Genomic DNA, 23,932 nt, shown 5'->3' on the forward strand with positions numbered 1-23,932 from the left:
AGAGTATGAGGTGCAGAGTCGTTTTGACACCAACAAAGAGCAGGCCCAAAGGACATGTTTATTCCCTGCAGTATTAGAGAGCACAGCTTTCTGCCGCAAAAAAAGCCGATTCTACCAGCTGTTGTATCAGAATGTGCGGAATGGAGAACTTCAAAAAAGCGAAACGGGTCTCATTTTACACTCCTCACAACCAATTTAGGGAGGGCGAGTGGTGTGCACGATTACATCAAAGAGAGAACTATCAAGATTGGAAAGTATATCGTGGAGACGAAAAAAACAGTTCGCGTGATTGCGAAAGAGTTTGGCGTATCCAAAAGTACAGTCCATAAAGATCTGACAGAAAGGCTTCCTGAAATCAATCCTGATCTTGCAAACGAAGTAAAGGAAATACTTGATTACCATAAATCGATCCGCCACCTGCGCGGGGGAGAAGCAACAAAAATGAAATACAAGAAAGAGGAACTGGAAGGCGAGCCTGTTCAGTAGGCTATGAATTGAATATGAGAGAGGAAGAAAGCGCAGCCGACAGGATTTGTGCTTTTTTCTGCTTAATTGGAAATTTAGCGACAAAGTTTGCGGGAATGCTACATAATTTTTACAAAATGTTTCTAGTTACGGTTTGATTGTGATAAAATAAACAATTAGGATAGAACTTGGAAAAAAATATTTAGCAGCTTCATCAGCCGCCGAAACCTTGAATTGGAAAGGCTTCCTTATTGAGAGGATTTGCGGCGGTTTAAAGCTATTGCATAAAAGGCCGCCTGGCCGAACCTGCATTGGCAGCTTCCGCCAAAAAGCAGGATAGGTGCAGGAGGCATCCATAAAAAATATGAAGCAGCGGCAACTGGCCAGCCAGGAAAAATCGTTATTGACTTCATTCAGGAGCCGGAAGCCCGCGCTGGCTAAGTGCAGGGAGGAAAAAAAGTAAAATGTTTGCTAGAGATATTGGAATTGACCTGGGTACTGCCAATGTACTGATTCATGTAAAAGGCCGGGGAATTGTGTTGAATGAGCCATCTGTAGTGGCGATTGACAGGAACAATAATAAAGTGCTCGCTGTCGGCGAAGAAGCACGCCGCATGGTTGGGCGTACGCCTGGCAATATTGTCGCCATCCGCCCGCTGAAGGACGGCGTCATTGCCGACTTTGATGTGACTGAAGCGATGCTGAAGCATTTCATCAACAAATTGAATGTAAAAGGATTCTTATCCAAGCCGCGCATCCTGATCTGCTGCCCGACCAATATTACAAGCGTCGAACAGAAAGCAATCAAGGAAGCTGCTGAAAAAAGCGGCGGCAAGAAGGTTTATCTTGAAGAGGAGCCGAAGGTCGCTGCAATCGGTGCCGGCATGGACATCTTCCAGCCGAGCGGAAACATGGTTGTAGATATCGGCGGAGGAACTACAGATGTAGCTGTCCTTTCAATGGGCGATATCGTTACATCCTCTTCCATCAAGATGGCCGGCGACAAATTTGATGCCGAAATCCTCAACTACATCAAGCGTGAGTACAAGCTCCTGATCGGTGAGAGGACTGCCGAAAACATCAAGATCAATATCGCAACTGTATTCCCGGATTCGAGGGATGAAGAAATCGATATCCGCGGCCGTGACATGGTTTCAGGCCTTCCAAGGACAATCACAGTCCGCTCAGGCGAAATCGAGCAGGCTCTCCGCGAGTCCGTTGCGGTCATCGTCCAGGCTGCCAAAACAGTCCTTGAAAGGACGCCGCCTGAGCTTTCAGCAGACATCATCGACCGCGGTGTCATCCTCACAGGAGGCGGAGCCCTTCTGCATGGCATCGACATGCTGCTGGCCGAAGAGCTTAAAGTGCCGGTCCTTGTGGCTGAAAACCCGATGGATTGTGTAGCAATCGGAACCGGCATCATGCTGGACAATATTGATAAACTGCCTAAGAGAAGATTGGGCTAATGGAAAAAGCGTGCGGGGGTCCGTGCGCTTTTTTCTGTGGGTTGGGCCGGAGTTTGGGAAGGTTTTGACTCTGATTTGCTGTGTTCTTGGGGAGAATGGGCATAAATTTAGGTATCTTCGAGGAGATGTTATTAGAATGGAGGGGGGAGCATGCCATCTAGGAGGCAGTTTTTTGAAATTTTGAAGAGATCATGCCAGTCTCAGCAATAATCATTCCGGATTGGCTGATAATCATGCCGGATTCGGCAATAATCATTCCGGATTTGCGAATAATCATTCCAGTTTCAGCCATAATCATTCCTTGTTCCATATATTTACAAATAACCACTCGATGCCTGTGCCAACTCGCCGTAATGCAGCACCATTCCTAATCAGCAAAAAAACATTAAATTCGAGGTTATCATTCCGTTTTCATCAATCATTCCAGTTTCAGTCATAATCATTCCTAATCCCATATACTTACAAATCACCAAGCCGAGCCCCCAGCATCTGACCAGCATAGAAATAAGCCAACTCCCAACAAGGCACCGCCAACACACTCCACCTTCATCAAAAATTACTCCTCCCTCCAAAATCCCAACCTCAAACTGCAAAATCCGCTGTTTTTTTCACATATTGACACTTTTCTGCAAAAATCTGCTGTTTCTTGGGCGGATTTTTTTTATAATAGAAAGTAACGCAAGAATAGTGTATGTCCCTTTTGATGGTGAAATGATGTCCGGTCGTTACCGGTCAATATATAGAGGTGGAACATGTTTAGAGGTTTTTACACGGTGGCTTCCGGGATGCTGTCCCAGCAGCGAAGGACGGAAATGCTTACGAATAATATGGCCAATAGCAATACACCAGGTTTCAAGGCGGATCAGTCCTCGATGAGGGCATTTCCGGAAATGCTCCTCCAAAGTGCAGGGCAGCTGGAAATCCCCGTTCAGAACAGGCTTAAGATGCCGCTGAACAAGGAAATCGGCAGCATCAACACGGGTGTTTATATGCAGGAGAACACGCCTAACTTCCTTCAGGGAGACCTGAGGGAAACCGGTCAGAATACTGACCTGGCTCTTGTAGATATCACAATGCCGGCTGATGGGGAAACAGGTATCAGCGCTTCGGTATTTTTCAAGGTAGCAGGAGCAGACGGCGGCACGCGCTATACGCGTAACGGCGACTTCACGCTTGATGGGGAAGGCTTCCTGACTACAGCTTCCGGCATGTACGTTCTCGACGGGCAGGACAATCGGATCCAGCTTGGAAGCGACCGCTTCACTGTCTCGAATGCCGGTCAAATCACAGGCGAAAACGGCGAAACCGCACAGCTTGGATTCGGCTTCTCGGAAAATCCGGCAGAGCTGATCAAGGAAGGCGACGGCCTGTTCCGGACTGAAGATGGAGCGCCGCTCGCAGAGGCAGCAGAAAATCCGGAAGCCGGCTTCGCGCTGCAGCAGGGATTCCTGGAATCCTCAAACGTGGATGCAAGCAGGACGATGACCGATATGATGACAGCCTACCGGGCGTTTGAAGCGAACCAGAAGGTTTTGCAGGCATATGACCGCAGTATGGAAAAAATGGCGAATGAGGTCGGCCGCATCGGATGATGGCCGCCAGCCGACTTCCGAATAACAGCAGCCCGATAAGGGGGATATTATGAGCAGAATGATGATTACAGCCACCAATACGCTGGCCCAGCTGCAAAAGCAGATGGATATAACGAGCCACAATATGGCGAATGTCGATACAACCGGCTACAAGCGCAGGGAAGCCACGTTTACAGACCTGCTTGTGCAGCAGTTTGCCAACCAGCCGAACTCAGCTGATGAAAACAGGCTGACGCCTAATGGGCTGAGGCAGGGCACCGGGGCGATGCTGGCCCAGTCGCAGATCGTGATGGCGCAGGGCAGCATCAAAACGACGGACCGCCAGCTGGACACGGCTTTTACGAAAGAGAATCAGCTTTATAAAGTTCTTGTCCAGACAGAGACAGGCTCAGAGGTTCAATATACACGGGACGGCGCCTTCTACTTGAGTCCTGTCTCCGATACAGAGAGCATGCTTGTCACCAGCGCCGGCAACGCAGTCCTGGATGAGGATGATAATCCGATTTACATCAATGGGCAGCCCGGTGAATTTGCCATTACAGAGAACGGCATCCTGACAGCAAAGGACAGCACCGGCCTGGAGCAGGAGTTCAGCCTGGGCATTGTCAGGGTCAATAAGCCCCAGTTCCTGCAGCATCAGGGAGGCAATCTGCTGTCACTGGCTGCCGGCGCGGATGGGATTGATGTGTTGACTGATTTGACTGGCGCACTGCGCGGCGAAGCAGGTGTCCAGCAAAGGGCGCTTGAGCAGTCGAATGTGAATATGCAAAAAGAAATGACTGATCTTATTACCGTACAGCGTGCCTATCAGTTCCAGTCACGCGCCATTTCAATGGCAGACCAGATGATGGGGCTTGTAAACGGGATCAGGTAAAGGGGATTAAAAATCGATGCTAGTGAAGAAAAACCAGGAAGCGGCCAATACGCGTGAACAAAAGAAAAAACAAAAAGCGCAAGAGAAAGCGGCCGGCAGACGGATCATCCGCATACGCCTTGTCCCGATCTGGCTTCGAGTCATCATTGTGCTGATTTTAATTGCCGGAAGCCTCATCCTCGGAGCATTTGTGGGCTACAGTGTAATGGGCGGCGGCAAAGCATCCGATATTTTTGAAAAATCGACCTGGATGCATATCAAGGATCTGGTTGAAAAAGAATAAATTTTTTACCGGGAAGGGGGTTTGCCCTTCCTTTTTTCTGTTCATTTACAGTACAATAAAGATATATGATACCTATTATTAGCAGGAGGTACTAAATTATGCTGGATATAAACCAAATCAAAGAAATCATCCCTCACCGCTATCCTTTCCTGCTCGTGGACCGCATCCTTGAGGTTGAAGAGGCGCAAAGGGCAATCGGAATCAAAAATGTGACGGCGAATGAGGAATTCTTCAACGGACATTTCCCGGACTACCCGGTTATGCCTGGGGTGCTGATCGTTGAAGCTCTGGCGCAGGTCGGTGCCGTGGCCATGCTTAAAAAAGAGGAAAACCGCGGACGCCTCGCCTTTTTTGCAGGCATAGATAACTGCCGTTTCAAAAGGCAGGTAAAGCCTGGCGACCAGCTTCGCCTTGAAGTGGAAATGACGCGTGTAAGAGGTGCCATCGGAAAAGGAAAAGGCACCGCAACAGTAGATGGGGAGCTTGTCTGTGAAGCAGAGCTGACGTTCGCCCTTGGAGATAAGCAGGAATAAATTTAAAGGATGTCCGGGCTGCCGGGCATTCTTTTTTAATAGACCGAAATAACAAACTAACACGTTTAGCTTGTCCCATATACGTGTATGTATATACTATCCTGGCCAGCAGGTGACAACTTGCATATAAAAATCCCCCTAAAATAATTTTTTATATGCAAGTTGTTTCTTTTTTTGGACATCATATGAAAAGACCAAGGTCAATATAAACAACCAGAAGGGAGCTTTTTACTTATGAAGAAAAGGCTTTTAACATTAATTGGCGGATCGGTGCTTTCAGCAATGGTATTGGCAGGCTGTAACAATGACCAGGAGCCGCCTCCGGAAGACGACAACACGCCTGTTGAAGAGGGCGACATGAACGGAGACATGAACGGCAACAACGAAGATAACGGCAACATCAGCGAAGATGACAACGGCGTGATCGACGACAATAACGACAACGGCGACATGAACACAGATGACGATAAAGACATGATGGAAGACAATAACGATCCTGGTGAAGATACAGTCGAAGACGATCTTGACATGCAGGATGACGATAATAAAGATAAATAATGAATGAGAAGGGCAGGGGAACCTGCTCTTTTTTCGTGCAGTTTATACTATGAGGCAAATATGGTATGATGCTTGTGGAGACAGAATTTACTGGGGGGTACTTTATTTCCATGTATAAAGATTTATCACCAGGTGTGAAAATTAGCATATCAAGATCAATCTCAACATCATTCGAACAATATATGAATAAAATCGGCTGGAATGAAGATAAATTCAATCTGCAGGAATTTGTCGACAGCTGGAAGGAATATATTACAAATCATGCCTCCTGGTACGCGCAGCTCAGTGATGAGACAAAGGCAGATCCGGAGTTTCATGAACAGCTTGCCGGTAAAATAAATAAAACGATTGAAAAGATTCTTTCGGAAGAGCCTTCCAAGGAGCAGATGGAAGAAATTGAACATCTCCAGGCTGAATTAGGTGAAGAATACAATTATTCATGCAAGACAGAGGCTAAACAGCTGATTGAGAAACTCAAGAAAAGAAAAAAGCAGAAATAAAGAAAAAATCTCCTGGCAGAAGGAGATTTTTTTATTTTTTAACAGCAGCAAGCCCTGGCTTGCTTTTCATCTTAGTTTTAAATTCATTCAGCAGCACATCGCCCTCCATGCCTGATTGAAGGAGACTGTCCAGCAGCAGTTCTGCATAATCACTTTTAGTTCTTTTAAGGCTGCCCTCAAGCAGAACGCTAATGTGATTTTCCAGCTCTTTAATGGATGAAACCCTGGTCACGAAGGCAGCTGGATCGTTTTCCTTTTTTGTGATGACGGCCTGGACAACCATCTCTTTTTGCCGGTCAAGAGCATCAGAGAAATAACTGGTATAAGATTTGTCGGTATAGGCCTCAATAAGCCAGTTGCTATACTCATCCTCTTTATTGATGATCAGGCCGTCATCGAGAGCGATTTCCTTCAAGCCATCCTCTTCAACAACCTGCAGTGAGATCAACTTAAAAGTCTTCATAATGGCCTCCCGGTTTTATTAGATTATTTTGTTTTAAATTATAGCACAGCAGCATGTGAAAGCGAATTTTTCTCTGTGTCGAAAAAAAAATGCAAGATAGGCTAAATTTCCCTTTTCAATAAGAGGGAACTTATGAAAATTGCATTTTATGCCAAATTCCCTATTCGAGAGGCCGCTAAACTATCACCATAACACCTTTTTCTCCTTTTTACGCGGTCAGCGATTCATAATAAACTGGACACATCACACAGAGAGGAGATGAGACATGATCAACCAGGCTATTTTAGTAGGAAGGCTAACAAGAAATCCGGAGCTGAAAATAACTGCTGAGGGTATTTCGGTTACAAATATAACTCTGGCGGTGAACAGGCAGTACCGCAATCAGCAGGGTGAAATTGAAGCAGATTTTGTTCAGTGTACTTTATGGAAAAAAACAGCGGAAAACACAGCCCAATATTGCCGAAAAGGATCTCTGATCGGGATAACCGGCCGGATCCAGACAAGAAATTACGATAACCAGGATGGCAGGAAGGTGTATGTGACCGAAGTGATTGCTGAAACAGTAAGATTCCTTGAGCCGAAACGGGAAACTGCCGCCGGCAGCAGCGGAAAGGAGCTGGTAAGCCATTGAGGCAGCAGTCTGAATGTAAATCCAATACTGAAGCGCTGTTAGAAACGCTGATTAAAATGGTAGGAAGGAGCAATCAAAAATCAGAAGAGCTGGCAATCAGAATTAAACAGCTCGAGTGTATGCTCATTGAAATACACACAGATGCTGAATCAGGAATAAATAAAGATCTCCAATTGGCTGCATCGCAGTAGCCCGATTTCAACCCCCATCTTCCTCATTATAGAAAATCAATCACCCCCTCCATCACTCCATTTTCCGACATTTTCTGTCGGATTTTTTCTTTTAATGGAAAGGTATGTAGATTCCTGCATTAGTAAAAAAGCAAGTGGGAAAATTGTCTAATAAATAGGTATTAATACCCATTTCTACTGTCTTGACACTATGTTAATTTAGTAGAGTATTAAAAAGATTCAGAATAAATAGGATGCAAGGGGGAACGACATGAAGTCTGCCAAGAAGCTTTTAGCAGTATTCGCACTATTTTTATTGGTTTTCTCGTCTTCTGTTTCAGCAGCCGCTTTGCCTGAGAAGGCAAGAAGCACAAAAGGCCAGCAGAATCAAAAGTCCATTCAGGAAATCAAGAAGGCCGAGCTTGAAAAGCAATATAAAAACACGGATATGGTCCGTGTTATTGTTGAAATGAAGGGCGAGCCTGCCATTTCTTATGCACAAAAACAGAATAAGAGATTCAAAGAGCTTCCGGCTGCAACTAAGAAGCAGCTGAGCAGCCAAAAGCTTGCCGAGCAGCAGAAGGTTAAAGACTCGGTCAAGAAAAGCAGGGTAAAGCTTATTGAGCGTGAAAGCTTTACAACTGTAGTCAATGGCTTCAGTGCAGATGTTTTGTTCGGAGATATCGAAAAAGTGAAGGAAGTCTCCGGAGTAAAAAGTGTACAGATCGTCCACGAATATACACGCCCTGAAGAAAAGCCTGAGATGCTCTACAGCAAAGAGCTCGTACAGGCCCAGGAAGCATGGAGAGAGTATGATTTCAAGGGTGAGGGAATGATTGTTGGTGTCATTGACACAGGTGTAGATCCATCCCACCGTGATATGATCCTTTCCGATGAAACTGAAGAAGAATTGTCCAGTGCAGAAGTTCAGACTTTTATTAATACAAATGGACTTCCTGGCAAATTTTATACCGAAAAAGTACCTTATGGCTATAATTATATGGATGAAAATGATACCATCCGCGACATCGGTCCTGACGCTTCCATGCACGGAATGCACGTTGCCGGAACAGTTGGAGCCAATGGTGATGAAGAAAACGGCGGAATCAAGGGTGTGGCGCCAGAAGCCCAGATCCTTGCATTGAAGGTTTTCGGTAATGACCCGGAAATGCCAAGCACTTATAGTGATATCTATGTAAAAGCAATCGATGACGCCATCGTATTAGGCGCAGACGTCCTGAATATGAGCCTTGGTTCTACAGCAGGCTTTGTTTCTCCTGAGGACCAGGAGCAAAAAGCAATCGAGAGAGCTGTGGATAATGGCATTTTAATGTCTATTTCTGCAGGCAACTCAGCCCACTACGGGAATGGCCATGCCAATCCATGGGCTTCCAACCCTGACATCGGGGTGTCAGGCTCCCCTGGTGTGAGCTATGACTCACTTCAAGTAGCTTCCATTGAGAATTCTTACATGGATCTTGATGCAGTGAACTATACATTTGGTGATGAAAGCGGAAAGGCAGCCTTCTTATCTGCCAGCAACGTACATCCGAATGATGTATCCCAAAAGACATATGAAGTAGCTTACGGCGGTTTAGGCAAGCCTGCCGAACTTACAGGAGTGGCGGGAAAGTATGCCCTTATCAAGCGCGGCGAATTGGCGTTCACCGAAAAAGCGCTGAATGCCCAGGCTGCAGGAGCGGTTGGCGTTATTATCTATAACAATGCTGATGGGTATGTAAACATGCAGACAGATCCAGCCATCACCATCCCGCAGCTGTTCATGCTGAAGCAGGATGGAGATAAACTGGCTGAAGCAATTAATGGAGGAGAGACTGTAACGATCTCCTTTAATGGCGAAAAAACAAAATCAGCGAACCCTGAAGCAGGCAAAATGAGTGCCTTCACTTCATGGGGTCTGACGCCTAACCTGGATTTCAAACCTGAAATTACAGCCCCGGGCGGACAGATTTATTCTACGCTGGAAAACAACCAGTACGGAATGATGAGCGGTACTTCCATGGCTGCGCCTCACGTATCTGGAGGATCTGCACTTGTCCTCGAACGTGTTGACAATGAATTTGGCGTAACAGGCTTCGACCGTGTAAACGTAGCGAAGAACCTGATGATGAATACGGCAAAGCCGGTCATTGACCAGGGAACGGTTAACGCAGCATTTGGATGGGGGATTCCATACTCACCGCGACGTCAGGGGTCAGGTATCATGCAGCTGAACTCTGCCCTTCAGACTCCGGTAATTGTGACGGAAGAAGCGAGCAATGAAGGTAAGGTTGCTCTTAAAGAAGTAGGCGACACATTTGAGTTTACTTTGAAAGCGCAAAACTACAGCGATGAAGAAGCTGTATATGATGTAAGTGCGAACCTTCAGACTGACTTTGCGGCTTACGGGGAACTAGGTTGGGATCCAGATAGCCTGGAGGCACAGGAGATTTTGAATGCTTCCATTAAAGTGAATGGCGGGGATACAGCAGAAGTTACTGTACCGGCAAATGGTTCTGTCACTTTTGATGTAACGGTTGATGTGAGTGATGCTAAGGTTGTAGAGCCTAGTATTACTGGAGACTGGGAAACGCAGGTGGACATTGACGAAGTATTCCCGAACGGTTACTTTGTAGAAGGCTTTGTCACATTGACAGACTCAAATGATGTAAATGCAGAACTGTCTGTACCGTATGTCGGCTTCAAGGGCGAGTGGGATAAAGCGCCAATCCTTGATGGCATGAAATATGATGATCAAGAATCATTCTATGGTATGGCAGGGGCTGTTTATGAAAGTGGAGACAGTTACAGCTATTTAGGCTACAACCCTGTTGCTGATGCATTTGAGAGCGAAGCAATCGCCATTTCTCCGAACGGGGATAAAGTGAAGGAACAGCTGATTCCGATTCTTTCATTCCTTAGAAATGCAAAGAAAGCTGAATTCTCTATTGTTGATGAGAACGGCAAGGTTCTAAGGAAGCTGAGGACCGAAAACGATCTTCGCAAGCATTATTATGATGGCGGAGCCGCAGCAAATTATTCACTTACTCCTGCCAGAGGCTGGGACGGCAAGCTGAATAACAAAATTGCCGCCGACGGGCAGTATTACTATGAAATCAAGACTAAAATAGACTTCCTTGATGCTGAATGGCAAAGCGTCAAGATTCCTGTTAAAGTCGATACTGTAGTGCCAAGCGTTAAAGCTGATCTAGTGGATGATAATACAAAGCTGTCCATTGAAGCAGCTGATAATGCAGGAGGTTCAGGAATTTCCTATCTTGATATCTATATCAATGACGAATCTATCCTGGAGATTCCTTTAAATGGCGATACTGCTGAGTTCGTTCTTCCGGAAGGACTTGAAGTTGGCGATACAGTAACGGTTGTCGCAGTCGATAATGCAGGCAACTACTCTGAGTCTACTGCTGAAGTTGGCAGCAAAGACAAAACGATTCCATATGTATACCTGACTGAGCCTGCAGCACTGGAAGTGTACAATAAAAATGATTTGAATGTTAAAGGAACAATCAAAGAAGAATCAGGCATCAAAGAATTCACTATTGACGGCAAATCAGTCGATGTCACTTATAATGAAGACAAGAAGCAATATGAATTCTCTACTACTATGCATTTTGAAGATGGGGTTCACTCGTTTGTGGTTAAAGCAACAGATACAGCGAAAAACTCAATCTCCTTCAAGCGTACAATTCTTGTGGATGCAACCGGACCTTCAGTGGAGGTGAACGGACTTCCTTCAACAAAATATGTTAGCCATGATGCCGATAACCCGGTTGTCAATGTCAAGGTAGCAGACAATTTTGATGAACTGCGCTTCTATTTAAATGGCAGCGAGCTCTTCTACAATGAGTTCAAAGAGCCTTATGCAATGAGAAGCATTGAGAAGGTCTTTGAAAATATTGAGCTTGAACTTGCCGAAGGTGAAAACCAGTTCATCTTTGAAGCTGTCGACCTGGCAGGGAACAAAACGGCAAAGACAATAGAGCTTTATAAGCTGAAAGAAGGCGAGACACCGCCAGCAAAAGGTGAAACACCAGACAAAGGTAAAGGCACAGAAAAAGGCAAGCCAATTAATCCGACACCTGTAAAACCAGATCCGGTCAAGATTGGGAAACCATTGCCTGTCCAGCCTGGAAAACAAAAAATGTAGCAGTTAATAAGAAACCGGCAGTCTCCGAGTGGGATTGCCGGTTTTTATCATTTCTAACCTCCCTGCTGACTCTAAACCGCCAATCAAATCCTCCTCACAAAAAAGCGCCCCTTCCGCTAAAAGAGCGCCCAAAAATAATACTCACGTCATTCTCCTGAACTTTTTATGCTCTTTAATAATTGCCTTCAGAATCCCGGCTATATACTCATTGGTCCTGCTGTCGAGCGATGCCAGTTCAAGCATTGCCTCTTTCAGGGAAGGAGTCTGCAAGAGGAGCTTTCGGATCATTTCCATGTCCAGGTCATCAGGACTTTCCTTCAATACATACGATGCGGCGGCATCCTTCAGCATTTCATCGAGTTCCCCAACCAGGTATTCTTTTTCTGCTCCGAAAATCTCTGCAAATTGAAGGACTGTCTGGTAGGGAGGTATACTCTTGCCGGTCTCATAACGGCTGATTGTGGACCGGTCAATCTTCATTAAATCCGCCACATACTCTTGTTTCCAATTCCTCGCATCCCGCAATTCTTTCAGCTTATCTCCTAAGCTCATCTTGTCACCCTCGTTTATCGCTTTTCTTCAATGTAACGAGAATCGGAAAAGAATAAGCTGTATGTGACAATGGTTCACATATAATTACGTGAAATTTAATCACGTGAGAAAAAGAAAAAATAGAATAAAGGAAAATTGAAGAAAGCTGTCGAAATAACAATTGGAAAACGATTCCAAGTCAAAGGGAGTGTAAATTTTATATGGAAAAAAACCCGCAAAGGATTTACTTTAAAAAAACAGATGCGAAGAAAATCAATCTAAATTTCAAACCTGGCTTTTTTGATGCCCTTCAGCTGCTGAAGCCCTACCCATCAGCCCACTACTGCCAAATCCTCCTTGATCAAAACACCTCACACCGTATCTATTCCAAGATAAATCACACTGATATCAAGCTGCTGAAGTATGACGACGAGCCGGGCGGAAGAGAGAACCTCCTCCGTGAAACTGGCAGCATAAACTATAGCCTTTTATCGAGCCTGCTGATAAAAACCAGCAGGAATAGTGTATCATTTGCCATCCAGGTGCCTGACAGCAGGGTGAAAACCAAAGAAAAAAGCCCGCTGCCATCTCTTGCGGAATACAAAAGACAGAAACGGACTTTATAAAATTTAAGCCAGATGCACAAGATCGCGGAGATCATCGGTGGACAGCTCCGTGATCCAGCTTTCGCTTTGGATTACCTGGTCGTTGAGCGTTTGCTTTTTCTCTAGCATCAGATCAATTTTCTCTTCCAAGGTTCCTGTGCAGATCAACTTGTGAACGTGGACAAATCGTTCCTGGCCGATCCGGTAGGCACGGTCTGTCGCCTGGTTCTCTACAGCCGGATTCCACCAGCGGTCATAGTGGATGACATGGTTCGCCGCTGTCAGATTCAATCCGGTCCCGCCTGCCTTCAGGGACAGCAGGAAGACAGGGAATTCTCCATCCTGGAACCTGGAGATCATCCGGTCGCGCTCATTCTTTGAGACGCTCCCGTTCAGGAATGGCACATCGATTCCGTGCCGCTTTTTCATGATCTTTTGGATCATATGCCCCATTTCAATATATTGGGTGAAAATGAGACAGCTTTCCTCCTGCTCAAGGACGGCATCGACGAGCTCGTTCAGCTTTTCAAGTTTGGATGACCTTTCCAGCAGATGCGAAGGCTTCTCTTCCTTCAAGTAAAGTGCAGGATGGTTGCAAAGCTGCTTCAGGCGGCTCAGAAGCTGCAGGATCAGCCCTTTGCGCTCAAAGCCTGACAGTTTTTCAATCTCGGCAAAAGTGTCTTTGACCAGCTGCTCGTAAAGAGAAGCCTGTTCTGCGGTCAGCGGGCAATATTCCTTCTGCTCCACCTTATCCGGCAGGTTCAAGGCAACTTCTTTGTCCTTCTTCGTCCGTCGCAGGAGGAAGGGGCGGATGATCGCCTGAAGCTGCTGGACTTTTTCTTTTTCATCTTCCTTCTCGATCGGAAGGATGAACCGTTTCTGGAATTGCCCAAGGCTGCCAAGATAGCCGTGATTGGTAAAATCAAAAATCGACCACAGCTCACTGAGGCGGTTTTCCATCGGCGTCCCGGTCAGGGCGATATGATGTTTGCCGCGCAGTTTTCGGACCGCCCGCGACTGCTTGGTCTGCGCATTTTTAATATTCTGTGCTTCATCAATAGCAACAGCACTCCACGTCACAGCCTCGAAATCAGGCAGGTCCATATGTGTCAGACCATAGGAAGTCAGAATAATATCCGCACGCTCTGCTTCTTCAGCAAACATCTGCCCCTTCAGGCGATTCTGACCATAATGGAGATACACCTTAAGGTCTGGGGCAAAGCGCTCAATCTCTTTTTGCCAGTTGCCGAGCACCGACGTCGGGCAAATGATGAGGGAGGCTCCTTCTTGCTCCTGCTCCCGCACCTTCAATAAATAAGAAATGAGCTGGACGGTTTTTCCGAGCCCCATATCATCAGCGAGAATGGCACCAAATCCGTATTTCCTAAGGAACAGCAGCCAGCTCATCCCAAGCTGCTGATATGGGCGCAGCTCACCATGAAGTGCTTCCGGAGGATCAGCGAGCGGGATATTGTTCACCTCGCGCAGCTGCTTCACCATCTGCTTCCATTGGCGGTTCAATTCAATCTGGATGCGGGCGAACGCCTTCGGATTATCGAGCTCATCTTCTGAATCATCTTCTCCGGACAATTCCTGCTCAATCAAATCGCGGACATGCAGCCCCTCTTTTTCCGCTTTCTTCATCAAGTCCTGGATTTGGCGGATAAAGCCGTGGTCGAGCTTGATCCAGCGTCCGCGGATATAGACAAGGCGGCGCTTTTCTTCAACGAGTTTATTAAATTCATCCTCTGACAGCTCGACTCCGTTCATGCTGAAGCGCCAGTCATAATCAAGCATCGCCTGCAGGCCGACGAAGGAAGGGCGGTGGCTGCCGGAATTTCCTTTTACCTTGGCCTTCACCTTCATGCTCGCATTCTTCATCGCCTGCCACCAGGAAGGAAGGAGAATCTCGACGCCAAGAGCAAGCAGCGTTTCGCTGGCTTCTGTCAAAAAAGTCCATGCTTCATCCTCAGTCAGGCGGGTGGACAGCCCGCCCTCGCCGTTCAACCAGGGGAATACATTGATCCAGCGCTGCTGCTCCCGTTCAATGACCTCCTGATACTTCATCCAGCCGCGCGGATAGTTGCTTTCATCACGGTAATCGACAAACAGATCAGGATCCTTTTTTCCTCGCAGAAAAATAGACAAGTCCCAGAAGCTGTCGATATCAGCAGGCTCTTCAAGCTTCAGGCCGATTGTAAAAGGTACATCATTTTCTTTCAGCCCGATCCATTCCTGCCAGCTTTCTTCGTCAAAGTAGGCAGCCAGCTGGCTTGGCGCAATATCTTCATTTTGCAGGCTGTCTATTTTTTTTCCGAACATTTCTTTCATTTCTTTATTGCGGTTCAAATAATCATTCAGAGAGCGGTCAAACCAATGCTGGACGAAGGCTTTGACAGAGCGTTCCTCTTCTCCTTCATCAAGGGGACGCTCCCAGAAGGAATCATCAAACTCGTAAAGGACATTTTCAGGCAGCGCCCAGTGAAATTCATTCCGCTCCCAAGCCTTGAAGTCAGGCACCCATTCTTTTTCAAGAATGGACTCCTCAAGCGCATGTCCGGCAGCAAGGCAGATCTCGGCTGTTTCGTCCCAGTCCCATTCGATCAGGCGGTTGAACTGCTCGTTCGCAAACAGCGTAGCGAGCTGCCAGCCGTTGACCAGGAGGCCAGGGGCGCCATCCAGCTCAGCCGGTGCAAGCATCGTCCCGAAAAAACTTTCCTTATGATTGTTGAACAACAGGTTCTGCCACTCGATCGGCACCATCCATTTATCGTGCTCATCAGAAGCTCCAATGAAAAAAGTATCACTATCATATTGTTGGACGTTCACTTTTATAAAACGTGTTTTAAGCATCGATCAGCTTACCCCTTTTGCATTCTTCATGAAAAGCACGCAGCCGCCTGGTCTTTTCAAGAATCATTTCCAGAAAAAGCTCCCACTCATTCTGCCGCTTCAGTTTCTTGTAGATGGTCCGCAGCTTCTTCATCTTGCGGACAGCTTCCCGGTAATGATCCCGGCTCTTCATATTTATATGGCCCTGCACAGACTGATGATAAAGCCCAAGCAGAATCTCAGGCTCTGCCTGCTGGATCCTCTTGATCCGCTCAGAAGGGAGCATGCTGATATCAAAGCCGATATAAGCCTGCAGCTCTGCCCACTTTTCATAGTTTTCCTGTTCAAAAAGAACATCCTCGTACTCCCGGTAGCTGTACGGCAGCGTCTGGATCATGGCTTTCTCATACAGATCAGGCCGCCGCATCTCGCCAATATAGGGGCGCAGTGCCTTCAAAGCCATCCTGGAAAAATCCATACTGGCATTATATTCATTGTTCCAGCCAAGATACTCCTTCAGCCGTGAGACAAACACCTCGGCAAACGGAGCCATCCGCTTCCATTCCTTCAGAGCGGTGAAATAATCGAGCCAGTATAAAAGATAAGGCGTCATCGCCGCATTCGGGACCTGGATGATACTCATTGCATCCTCATCCTCACGCAGAAGGATATAAAGATGGGTCACCCCCACAACGAGGGGCATTGTCGTCTCCTCCTGAAGGCTGTTAAGCTTCTTGACTTCCTCTTCCCGCCATTCCTTGCTCTTGAAAAGATGGGTCCAAAGCAGGCGGTAAAGGTGCGCGCGCTCATACTCAATTTCAAAATCGTTCGTCAGAAGCTCTGCTGTTTCCTCTTTCAGCTTCCCGATGAATTCATCAAACGCAAAAGGCACTGACTGGACCGTCAGCTTGCCTGTAATATCCGCCGCTTCTTCGGTCATGTAATGGAAAAGATGGCGGTAATAGCGGTTGATCGTATCCTCGAAATAGCCGAGCTCCATGCTCAGGGAGATAAGCTTTTTAAAAGAAACAATATGCGCAATCAGCATATAAAGGAGCCGCCATTCCTGCTCGACCGGGGCCGCTGCCCTGAGCCGCCGCAGATGGACCTGGAACAGCTCGGCCATCACATAAGGCTTCGGGTCACCCTGGCCAAGCAGGATTTTATCAAAGCTTTCCTCTATGGAAGATTTCCAGTTATCATAGTCCGGCTCCTGCTGCGGTTTGTTCGCCTTCAGCAGATCCCTTGCCGTCTTCAGCCCCTGCAGGGCCGCCGTCTTCGTTTCCTTGACCGGCTGGCGCCAGTCATTGAGCCAGGCAGCCACACTGCTTCCCTGGGACAGCAGATAGAAAAACGCAGCCATCCGGTGCCGGCAGAACCCTTCATGCGGACAGGAGCAATCACTATGGTTAATGAAGTCAAGATCAAGCGATACCCTCGCAGGAGTCACATCCTGGACCACGGCCGTAATCTGGTCACCCTCATACTTCAGCTGATGCACAAGCCCCTGATGATACAAAAGCAGGCCCTTCTGGACCACCTTCTGATCTTCCTGGTCCTCCGGCCTCAGCAGGCTCTTCAGCTCGCCCGCAGCAAACTGCAGCCCCTCCAAATACCGCTCAGGAATCTGCGCCATAACAATCCCCCCTATACTCTAACCCGGCAAAAACCGGATGGAAAAACACAAAAAAGCACACAAAAACAACAGCGTTCCGATAAAATACATATTCCTTTATTATACCGCATTTGGCGGGAGTCTAAAAGGCGGGGGGGGGGAGTTGTTGATGGTGACAGGCACCTATACCACTTAGAGGAAGTGGTATAGGTGCCTGTCACCCAATAAAGGTCGTGAGGAGGCTTCTTTTTTAGGGGATACCTTATCAGCTTGTACTTATATCTATGGCTGAAGAATAATAATTAACTTAGGGACCTTTGAAGTACTAGCGGAAAAAATTAATTACTTTTTTCTTTTATTATATAAGATGACCATGTATAATTATTCTATATAACGAACGGTAGTGAACTTAAAGAAGAAGGGGTTCTTTCAGGAGGAGGGATTTCATTAGTGGAGCCAAGAGCAGATAAAATAAGGAGGGCAAGAATGGAAAAGCGCAAAAGGCTATTTAAGGCTTTTGCGGCGAGTACAGCGCTTTCCTCCATGATTCTCGGAGGTGCCCAGCTGGCGTCGCCTACATATGCACAATTCAATTCTACCCAGGAAAAAGAAATCCAAATTGGAGCGTGCTTTATTTTTCCTAAAGTAATTGAAGAAGATTATCGGGATTTAGCGGTAAATTTATCTGAAGAAGTTATTGCGGAAGCCAAAGCTGCTATGATAGCCGGAGAGCAGCTAAAAGAAAAAAATACTGCAATCTCAGAATTGAACTCTCTTAATGACAACAAATTAGATGATTCCGAGACTAACTCAGACAATACTGATGCAGGGGGCGGAACTGCGGTAAATCAACTGACTTTTCAAAAGAATTCACTGGTAAGCCAATTGAACAGTGTAAAAAGCCAATTGAGAGCTGTTAACAGTGGAGTACAGGAAATGGAAAATAAGTCTAAAGCGCTGGCAGCTTATTCACAAAGTATAAAGAGCTATCTGGAAAGCGTCTTAAAAGAAAGTAAAACAAACGGCAGCCTAAAGTTAGTGGAAATAGAAAATTTATTGGCCGAAATAAATGGATTTAAAGATAAAGCTATTAATGACTGCAAATATGAGAAGGTCTATTTCTCTGAAGTGCTCACACCAATGAATCAAGCTACAGAAGGGCTGAAAGAAGTTTTAAAAAAGCTGGAGGACGAAGAAGTCAGTTTTATAAGTTTGCTTGATGAATCCGAGAAAAACCTTCAGTCTTACACAGATAGCCTGCAAAGATACAGAACCGAAAGTGCCCGGCTGGAAAATGAGATAGCCAGTATCAAAAGCAACATTGAAAAAGTAAAGGGGCAGATTGAAGCGGAGGCAGCAGCAAAAGCGAAAGCGAAAGCTGAAAAAGAGAAGAACAATCAGTCTCCTCCTGCAGAGAAACCGGATAATACCGGAAAACCTGCTAATCAAGAATCTGCAAAACCGGAAGAATCAAAAGAAGTCCCGCCAGCAGATGAGGAGAAGGCTGCCCCACCTGCAGGAGAGCAAAAGGACAATGCATCAGACAAACCAGCAGATAACGGAAAAGCACCAGACAACCAGCAGGATGCTGGCGCAGACCCTGATACAGGTTCAGCTCAAGGCAACAACAGCACTGCCGAAGATGCTTCTTGAGATACTGCTAAATAAAGAAAGAGGATGCCGGAAATGGCATCCTCTTTTTTTTAGTGACAGGCACCTATACCACTTTGGGCAAGTGGTATAGGTGCCTGTCACCAATTTCTAACTCAAACTCTCTTCAAATTTCTTCATCAGCCATTTATAATAGGCCGTTTTTTTGTGGGCGTCATTTCTGCCTGCGAAGAGGTTGTACACCTCGGAAATATTCAAATAATCGGGAAGGTTTTTACGGGTGGGGTCAAAGTAGCGGAAGCTGGACCAGCGATAGTCCAGAGGGTGATCGACAATTGAGGCTTCGACGGGGTTTAAGTGGATATAGCGGCTGACCTCTAGGAGGCCATATGCATCATAAATGGGCTTGCTGAAATACCTCTTCTCAAATACATGTCCCTGCACTCCATAGCGCTTATTAAAATAATCTGCGTAAGCTTTGTTCAAGTTTCTCATCACTCCGGGGAGCGGTGTTTTTTGGGTCCGGAGCAGCAGATGAAAGTGATTGCTCATCAAGCAGTAGCTTGCCAGCTCCAGGCCGGTCTTACGGTGAAAGTAATGCAGAAGATTCATAAAGGATACAAAGTCATGATCTTCCTGGAACAGATCGGCCCGCCAATTTCCCCGGCTCACAACATGGTGGAAGTGATTGGGACTCCAGATTCTTTTTGGTCTTGCCATAATTACCTCCTTAAAAATAGATAGAATTCATTGTTAATTATTTGACTATAAACCACCTTTTTCCTTCTGTTTATAATGGAAATCTATCAAATTAGGTGAAAAGTGATAGTCCTCTAAGGACGAATTTCCAGCAAAACCCCTATGTTCTGCACCTGATTATAGGGGTTTTGCTTTTCGACAAATTTCGGGAGGTGCCTGTCACTAGCAATGTAAATTTGTTTTGAATTAAAATAATTTTCATTAAAAACGATAGATTCAGACACTTCTGTATGCTATTATTACATTGTTTGTTAAGAACTAAGGGGGAATCATGATGAAGAAAAGATTTGGGAAAAAGGCAGTTGCAGGCGCTGCGCTTGCATTAGGGTTAATCATTCCGCAGGCAGCTCCGACAATTACATATGCAGAAGTAATGAATAGCAATGAAGACATTGTGAACTTGCGTATTGTTGAAACGACAGATATCCACTCAAATATCATGAATTTTGATTACTATAAAGGTTCTTCAACAACAGCTTATGGTTTAACCAAAGCAGCAACACTAATTAAAGAGGTGCGCGGAGAAGCAGAGAACAGCATGCTCTTTGATAATGGAGATTTAATTCAAGGAAGCCCGCTGGGTGACTATGTATCTAATAAAGGTTTAATGAAGGATGGCTACGTCCACCCTGTATATAAAGCTATGAATCTGTTGGGCTATGATGCCGCAACACTTGGTAACCATGAATTCAACTATGGTCTGGAGTATCTTGACTCAGCTCTTAAGGGTGCAAATTTCCCTTATGTGAATGCCAACGTAATGAACACAAAGGGAGAAAACTACTTTACTCCTTACCAAATCCTTGAGAAAAAAGTTAAGGATACGGATGGAGAAGAGCATACCATTAAAGTCGGTGTAACCGGTTTCGTTCCTCAAGGGATCATGAACTGGGATGCTAAGCACCTTGAAGGCAAACTTGTTGTAGAAGATATTGTGAAATCTGCCAAAAAAGTGGTCCCTGAAATGAAAGCGGCAGGTGCTGATATAGTAGTAGTTTTATCACATTCCGGCATTGCGGACTATGACCAGGATGGCAAAATGAAAGAGTATGTCGAAGGAATCGAGAATGCTTCCTACTACTTGAGCAAGGTTGAAGGAATCGATGCCATACTGACTGGCCACCAGCACTTAATGTTCCCTAACGCTGCGAAGCCATCTTTTGCGGATGGAAACGGAATTGACAATAAAAAAGGCACCATCAATGGAATTCCTACCTTAATGCCGGGTTCATGGGGCAATAACATTGGACTGATTGATCTTAAGATCGAGAAAGTCAATGGCAAATGGGATGTTACTGATGGCGAAGCTAAATTAGATCCAATAACAGTTGGAGACCAAACAGCAAAAGAAGATCCTGCAATCGTTGCCGCAGTTAAAGCAGAGCACGATGCTACTATTAAATATATGGAGACTCCAGTGGGAGAATTGAAGGGTGATCTGAACACCTATTTTGGTCTTGTAAAAGATAATGCAGCCATGGAGATCTTAAATAGAGCACAAACATGGTATGTCAAAGATGCATTGAAAGGTACAAAATATAAAGACATTCCTGTCCTGTCGGCTGCCGCACCGTTTAAAGCGGGCCGTGGAGGAGTAGATGACTATACAGATGTTAAATCTGGAACCATCGTCCTGAAAAATATTGCCGACCTGTATCTTTTTGATAATAACGTAGTCAATGCTGTTAAGGTAAATGGCTCAACACTCAAGGAATGGCTTGAGTGGTCTGCAGGACAATTTAATACAATTGATCCGGCAAAGACAGAGGAACAGCCTCTAATCAATTCGGAATTCCCGACTTATAATTTCGATGTTATTGATGGAGTAACTTATGATGTGGATGTTACCTCCAAGCCTAAATATGACAAAGGGCAGAACCTGATTAATGCGAATGCAAACCGCATTAAGAATCTGAAGTTCAATGGCAAGCCGGTAACTGCCAGCATGGAATTCATTGTTGCGACAAATGACTACCGTGCAGCAGGAAGCAAACTGATGAACCCGGGTGGAGTGAATACCGTCCTTAAAGCGCCGGACTCAAATCGCCAGGCCATGATGAACTATGTAGTAGCAAACAAAACAATCGATGCATCTGTTGATAACAACTGGAATTTCACTCCGGTTAAAGCGAACGTAACATTTGAAAGCAATCCAAAAGCAGCTGAACTTGCCAAAGAAACAGACAATATCACTTACACTGGCAAAACAACAGAAAAAGGAGCTGGAGTCTTCAAGATTGAACTTGGTAAAGGCAATGAAAATGGAGGCGGCACTCCAGCTCCAACTCCAGCATTTAAAGATCTTCCAGCAAACTACTGGGCAAGCGAATATATCAATAGCCTGGCAGATAATGGTATCATCAAAGGAGTAACGGCTACTGAATTCAAGCCAGGTGCTGATATAACGCGCGGTCAGTTTACAAGCCTGCTTGTACGTTCATTTGGCTTAACGGCTAAAGGTAAGACGCCATTTAAGGATGTAGGTGGAGCATTATCTACTGAAATAGCAGCGGCCTATGAGAATGGAATTACAAAAGGAATCACAGCCAAAACCTTTGAACCAAACAAGCCAATCACTCGTGCCCAAATGGCAACAATGCTGATTAGAGCTTATGAAAAGCAAAATGGTGCTGTAAAAACAGGAAATGCACCTTTCAGCGATTTGAGCAAGCTTGACTCTGAAATGAAAGCTGCAGTCTTAAAAGCAGCTGAATTGAAATTCATGGAAGGCTTTGGCGGCAAAGAATTCAAGCCGAACAGCAAAGCAAACCGTGCTCAGGCAGCGAAAGTTATTTACCTTATGAATGAGAAATAAATGTCATACAAGAAGAAGCTCCCTCCCCAGGGAGCTTCTTCTGCTTTAAACAGGCACCTCCCGAAAAAAAACAACATATATAATTCGACAAATTCCGGGAGGTGCCTGTCACCAATAAAAAAGAAGGATTTTCAAAACAAGCACAGAATAGTTATCTAGTAACCAAATACATTCCTGGAATGGAGGCCCGAAAATGGATCTTGGGAGTATCGGCAGAACATTGCATCGTTTGAGAAAAGCGGCTAATCTTTCGCATGAGGAGCTGGCAGCGAATATTTGTCCTCCGCAGGCAGTAAAAGAAATCGAGGAAGGAAAGTCATATCCGTCCGTGGACATCCTGGAAAAGCTGGGGGAGAAGATGGGCTTGAAGATCAATATTTTCTTTGATGTGAGCGAATCTACCTCATCTACCTACATAGAAGCCGTACAGCAGATAATCCGAAAGTATATCCGGAACAGGGAGTATAAATCCATCGGGCTGATAGTAGAAAGGGAGATGAACAATCCCCTGTTTCAAACGCCTTTTCATCTTCAATTTTTAAAATGGCATGAAGGTATTTCGATTTATTATAATTCAGGGAATGTGCAGCAAGCGATCGATGTATTATGGGAGGCCATCGACCTTACGAAGGTGGACACCAATGTCTGGACAGAAAGGGAAATTGAAATCCTGAACAGCATCGGCGTTATTTATTACGAGGAACAGCGCTTTCACGAAGCGTATGAAACATATTATAAAGCATACGGCCGCCTTGAGAGCCTGCCTTTTATTAAAAACAGCCAAATCAAAATTCGTGTACTTTACGGATTGTCTCAGACACTGTCGGAGATGGGCAAATATCATGAATCACTTGTCTACAGCAACAGGGGCATTGATATGTGCATTGAATCGGAGACCATGTATCTGCTTGGTGAACTCAATTATCAAAGCGGAGAAAATTACTTCAAAATTGGGGAAGAAGATAAAGGGATTGAGTTTATCGAAAGCTCAAAAACGGTCTTCTTCATACAGCGAAATGAAAAATTCATAGATTTGGTTAATAATGAAATGGCATTGTTATTAAAAAAATGATAACATAATATGTAACAACAGGAATATGCTTACAATATAAAAAGGATAGGAGGAATTCCGGTATGAAAAAATTTATTGCTGGCCTTACTCTTGCAAGTGCACTTGTAACTGGAGTGTTTGGATTAGGATTAGTTGATACATCTGTAACGCCTGGCGGAGGAGTAACAACAACAGGCCTTCCACCACAGCATTAATTTAAAACAGAGTGACAGGCTTCTGCCTGTCGCTTTTTCCTTTTGACCGGCACTTTCTCCTCTCTCCCACCTCTCTGCAGTGAGCCCCCTTCTATGAAAAAAATCCTGAATAAACAATACCTTACTCACCATCAAACAGTACTTTCGACCCCTATGCTGACATTTACATTTCTTTAAAATATTGGTACATTAACA

General features: G+C 45.4%; 22 protein-coding genes. 16 read left to right on the forward strand and 6 right to left on the reverse strand.

Annotated elements, in window-relative coordinates; translation table 11 throughout:
- Positions 1-213: 213 nt before the first annotated feature.
- Both spoIIID and mreB read left to right on the forward strand, forming a co-directional pair.
- Complete coding sequence (spoIIID, locus tag FZD51_RS16215; protein ID WP_009792667.1) at positions 214-486, forward strand: sporulation transcriptional regulator SpoIIID; 273 nt, start codon at positions 214-216, stop codon at positions 484-486.
- A gap of 443 nt (positions 487-929) precedes the next feature.
- Positions 930-1,931 (forward strand): rod shape-determining protein, encoded by a 1,002-nt coding sequence (mreB, locus tag FZD51_RS16220; RefSeq protein ID WP_009792669.1) that lies wholly within the window; start codon positions 930-932, stop codon positions 1,929-1,931.
- Positions 1,932-2,088: 157 nt separating this feature from the next.
- Here mreB and FZD51_RS26675 read toward each other — a convergent pair whose 3' ends face one another.
- Positions 2,089-2,223, reverse strand: a complete 135-nt coding sequence (locus FZD51_RS26675; protein WP_262380940.1) for a hypothetical protein — start codon at positions 2,221-2,223, stop codon at positions 2,089-2,091.
- Between the two features lie 460 nt (positions 2,224-2,683).
- On the opposite strand from FZD51_RS26675, the gene FZD51_RS16225 reads away from it, so the two are divergent.
- The 6 genes from FZD51_RS16225 (at position 2,684) to FZD51_RS16250 (ending at position 6,271) form a co-directional block, all read left to right on the forward strand.
- On the forward strand, positions 2,684-3,523 hold the full coding sequence (locus FZD51_RS16225) for a flagellar hook-basal body protein (protein WP_148975706.1): 840 nt from the start codon (positions 2,684-2,686) through the stop codon (positions 3,521-3,523).
- Between the two features lie 49 nt (positions 3,524-3,572).
- A complete protein-coding gene (locus FZD51_RS16230; protein ID WP_148975707.1) occupies positions 3,573-4,397 on the forward strand; it encodes a flagellar hook-basal body protein in 825 nt (274 codons plus the stop codon).
- A gap of 16 nt (positions 4,398-4,413) precedes the next feature.
- Positions 4,414-4,680 (forward strand): DNA-directed RNA polymerase subunit beta, encoded by a 267-nt coding sequence (locus FZD51_RS16235; protein WP_148975708.1) that lies wholly within the window; start codon positions 4,414-4,416, stop codon positions 4,678-4,680.
- A gap of 98 nt (positions 4,681-4,778) precedes the next feature.
- Positions 4,779-5,213, forward strand: coding sequence for a 3-hydroxyacyl-ACP dehydratase FabZ (gene fabZ / locus FZD51_RS16240; RefSeq protein WP_009792674.1), 435 nt, complete (start codon positions 4,779-4,781; stop codon positions 5,211-5,213).
- Between the two features lie 234 nt (positions 5,214-5,447).
- Complete coding sequence (locus tag FZD51_RS16245) at positions 5,448-5,771, forward strand: hypothetical protein (RefSeq protein ID WP_148975709.1); 324 nt, start codon at positions 5,448-5,450, stop codon at positions 5,769-5,771.
- 110 nt (positions 5,772-5,881) lie between these two features.
- Positions 5,882-6,271, forward strand: coding sequence for a hypothetical protein (locus tag FZD51_RS16250; protein ID WP_262380941.1), 390 nt, complete (start codon positions 5,882-5,884; stop codon positions 6,269-6,271).
- Between the two features lie 31 nt (positions 6,272-6,302).
- Here the strand turns inward: FZD51_RS16250 and FZD51_RS16255 are convergent, their stop codons facing one another.
- Positions 6,303-6,734: a YwpF-like family protein gene (locus FZD51_RS16255; RefSeq protein ID WP_148975711.1), complete on the reverse strand. Its 432-nt coding sequence runs from the start codon at positions 6,732-6,734 to the stop codon at positions 6,303-6,305.
- Between the two features lie 265 nt (positions 6,735-6,999).
- Here FZD51_RS16255 and ssb point away from each other — a divergent pair, with 265 nt between their 5' ends.
- The 3 genes from ssb to FZD51_RS16270 all read left to right on the forward strand — a co-directional run bounded on the left by ssb (position 7,000) and on the right by FZD51_RS16270 (position 11,703).
- Positions 7,000-7,365 carry a single-stranded DNA-binding protein gene (ssb, locus tag FZD51_RS16260; protein ID WP_148975712.1) on the forward strand — a complete coding sequence of 122 codons (366 nt, stop codon included), beginning with the start codon at positions 7,000-7,002 and terminating at the stop codon, positions 7,363-7,365.
- Entirely contained in the window at positions 7,362-7,556 is a 195-nt protein-coding gene (locus tag FZD51_RS16265) for a hypothetical protein (RefSeq protein ID WP_148975713.1), read from the forward strand. Before ssb ends, FZD51_RS16265 begins: the two co-directional genes overlap by 4 nt.
- Before the next feature lie 250 nt (positions 7,557-7,806).
- Entirely contained in the window at positions 7,807-11,703 is a 3,897-nt protein-coding gene (locus FZD51_RS16270) for a S8 family serine peptidase (protein WP_148975714.1), read from the forward strand.
- Positions 11,704-11,844: 141 nt separating this feature from the next.
- Here FZD51_RS16270 and FZD51_RS16275 read toward each other — a convergent pair whose 3' ends face one another.
- Positions 11,845-12,255 (reverse strand): helix-turn-helix domain-containing protein, encoded by a 411-nt coding sequence (locus FZD51_RS16275; RefSeq protein ID WP_148975715.1) that lies wholly within the window; start codon positions 12,253-12,255, stop codon positions 11,845-11,847.
- A gap of 200 nt (positions 12,256-12,455) precedes the next feature.
- Between FZD51_RS16275 and FZD51_RS16280 the strand changes: the two genes are divergently transcribed.
- The gene (locus tag FZD51_RS16280; protein WP_148975716.1) at positions 12,456-12,860 is read left to right on the forward strand and encodes a hypothetical protein; all 405 of its coding nucleotides are present in this window, start codon (positions 12,456-12,458) and stop codon (positions 12,858-12,860) included.
- A 3-nt stretch (positions 12,861-12,863) separates the two neighbouring features.
- Here the strand turns inward: FZD51_RS16280 and FZD51_RS16285 are convergent, their stop codons facing one another.
- Both FZD51_RS16285 and FZD51_RS16290 read right to left on the reverse strand, forming a co-directional pair.
- Positions 12,864-15,692 (reverse strand): DEAD/DEAH box helicase, encoded by a 2,829-nt coding sequence (locus FZD51_RS16285; RefSeq protein WP_148975717.1) that lies wholly within the window; start codon positions 15,690-15,692, stop codon positions 12,864-12,866.
- On the reverse strand, positions 15,685-17,307 hold the full coding sequence (locus FZD51_RS16290; protein ID WP_148975718.1) for an SWIM zinc finger family protein: 1,623 nt from the start codon (positions 17,305-17,307) through the stop codon (positions 15,685-15,687). The genes FZD51_RS16285 and FZD51_RS16290 overlap by 8 nt, the downstream gene beginning before the upstream one ends.
- A 465-nt stretch (positions 17,308-17,772) precedes the next feature.
- On the opposite strand from FZD51_RS16290, the gene FZD51_RS16295 reads away from it, so the two are divergent.
- The gene (locus FZD51_RS16295) at positions 17,773-18,939 is read left to right on the forward strand and encodes a hypothetical protein (protein WP_148975719.1); all 1,167 of its coding nucleotides are present in this window, start codon (positions 17,773-17,775) and stop codon (positions 18,937-18,939) included.
- Between the two features lie 108 nt (positions 18,940-19,047).
- Here FZD51_RS16295 and FZD51_RS16300 read toward each other — a convergent pair whose 3' ends face one another.
- Positions 19,048-19,617 carry a transposase gene (locus FZD51_RS16300; RefSeq protein ID WP_148975720.1) on the reverse strand — a complete coding sequence of 190 codons (570 nt, stop codon included), beginning with the start codon at positions 19,615-19,617 and terminating at the stop codon, positions 19,048-19,050.
- Positions 19,618-19,927: 310 nt separating this feature from the next.
- Between FZD51_RS16300 and FZD51_RS16305 the strand changes: the two genes are divergently transcribed.
- The 3 genes from FZD51_RS16305 (at position 19,928) to FZD51_RS26680 (ending at position 23,737) form a co-directional block, all read left to right on the forward strand.
- Entirely contained in the window at positions 19,928-22,471 is a 2,544-nt protein-coding gene (locus FZD51_RS16305) for a bifunctional 2',3'-cyclic-nucleotide 2'-phosphodiesterase/3'-nucleotidase (protein WP_148975721.1), read from the forward strand.
- Positions 22,472-22,664: 193 nt separating this feature from the next.
- Positions 22,665-23,543 carry a helix-turn-helix domain-containing protein gene (locus FZD51_RS16310; protein WP_148975722.1) on the forward strand — a complete coding sequence of 293 codons (879 nt, stop codon included), beginning with the start codon at positions 22,665-22,667 and terminating at the stop codon, positions 23,541-23,543.
- Between the two features lie 62 nt (positions 23,544-23,605).
- Entirely contained in the window at positions 23,606-23,737 is a 132-nt protein-coding gene (locus FZD51_RS26680; RefSeq protein WP_022544488.1) for a hypothetical protein, read from the forward strand.
- The last annotated feature ends 195 nt before the right edge of the window (positions 23,738-23,932 follow it).

The sequence above is a fragment of the Bacillus infantis genome (assembly GCF_008180445.1).
GTDB lineage: Bacteria > Bacillota > Bacilli > Bacillales > Cytobacillaceae > Bacillus_AB > Bacillus_AB infantis_B.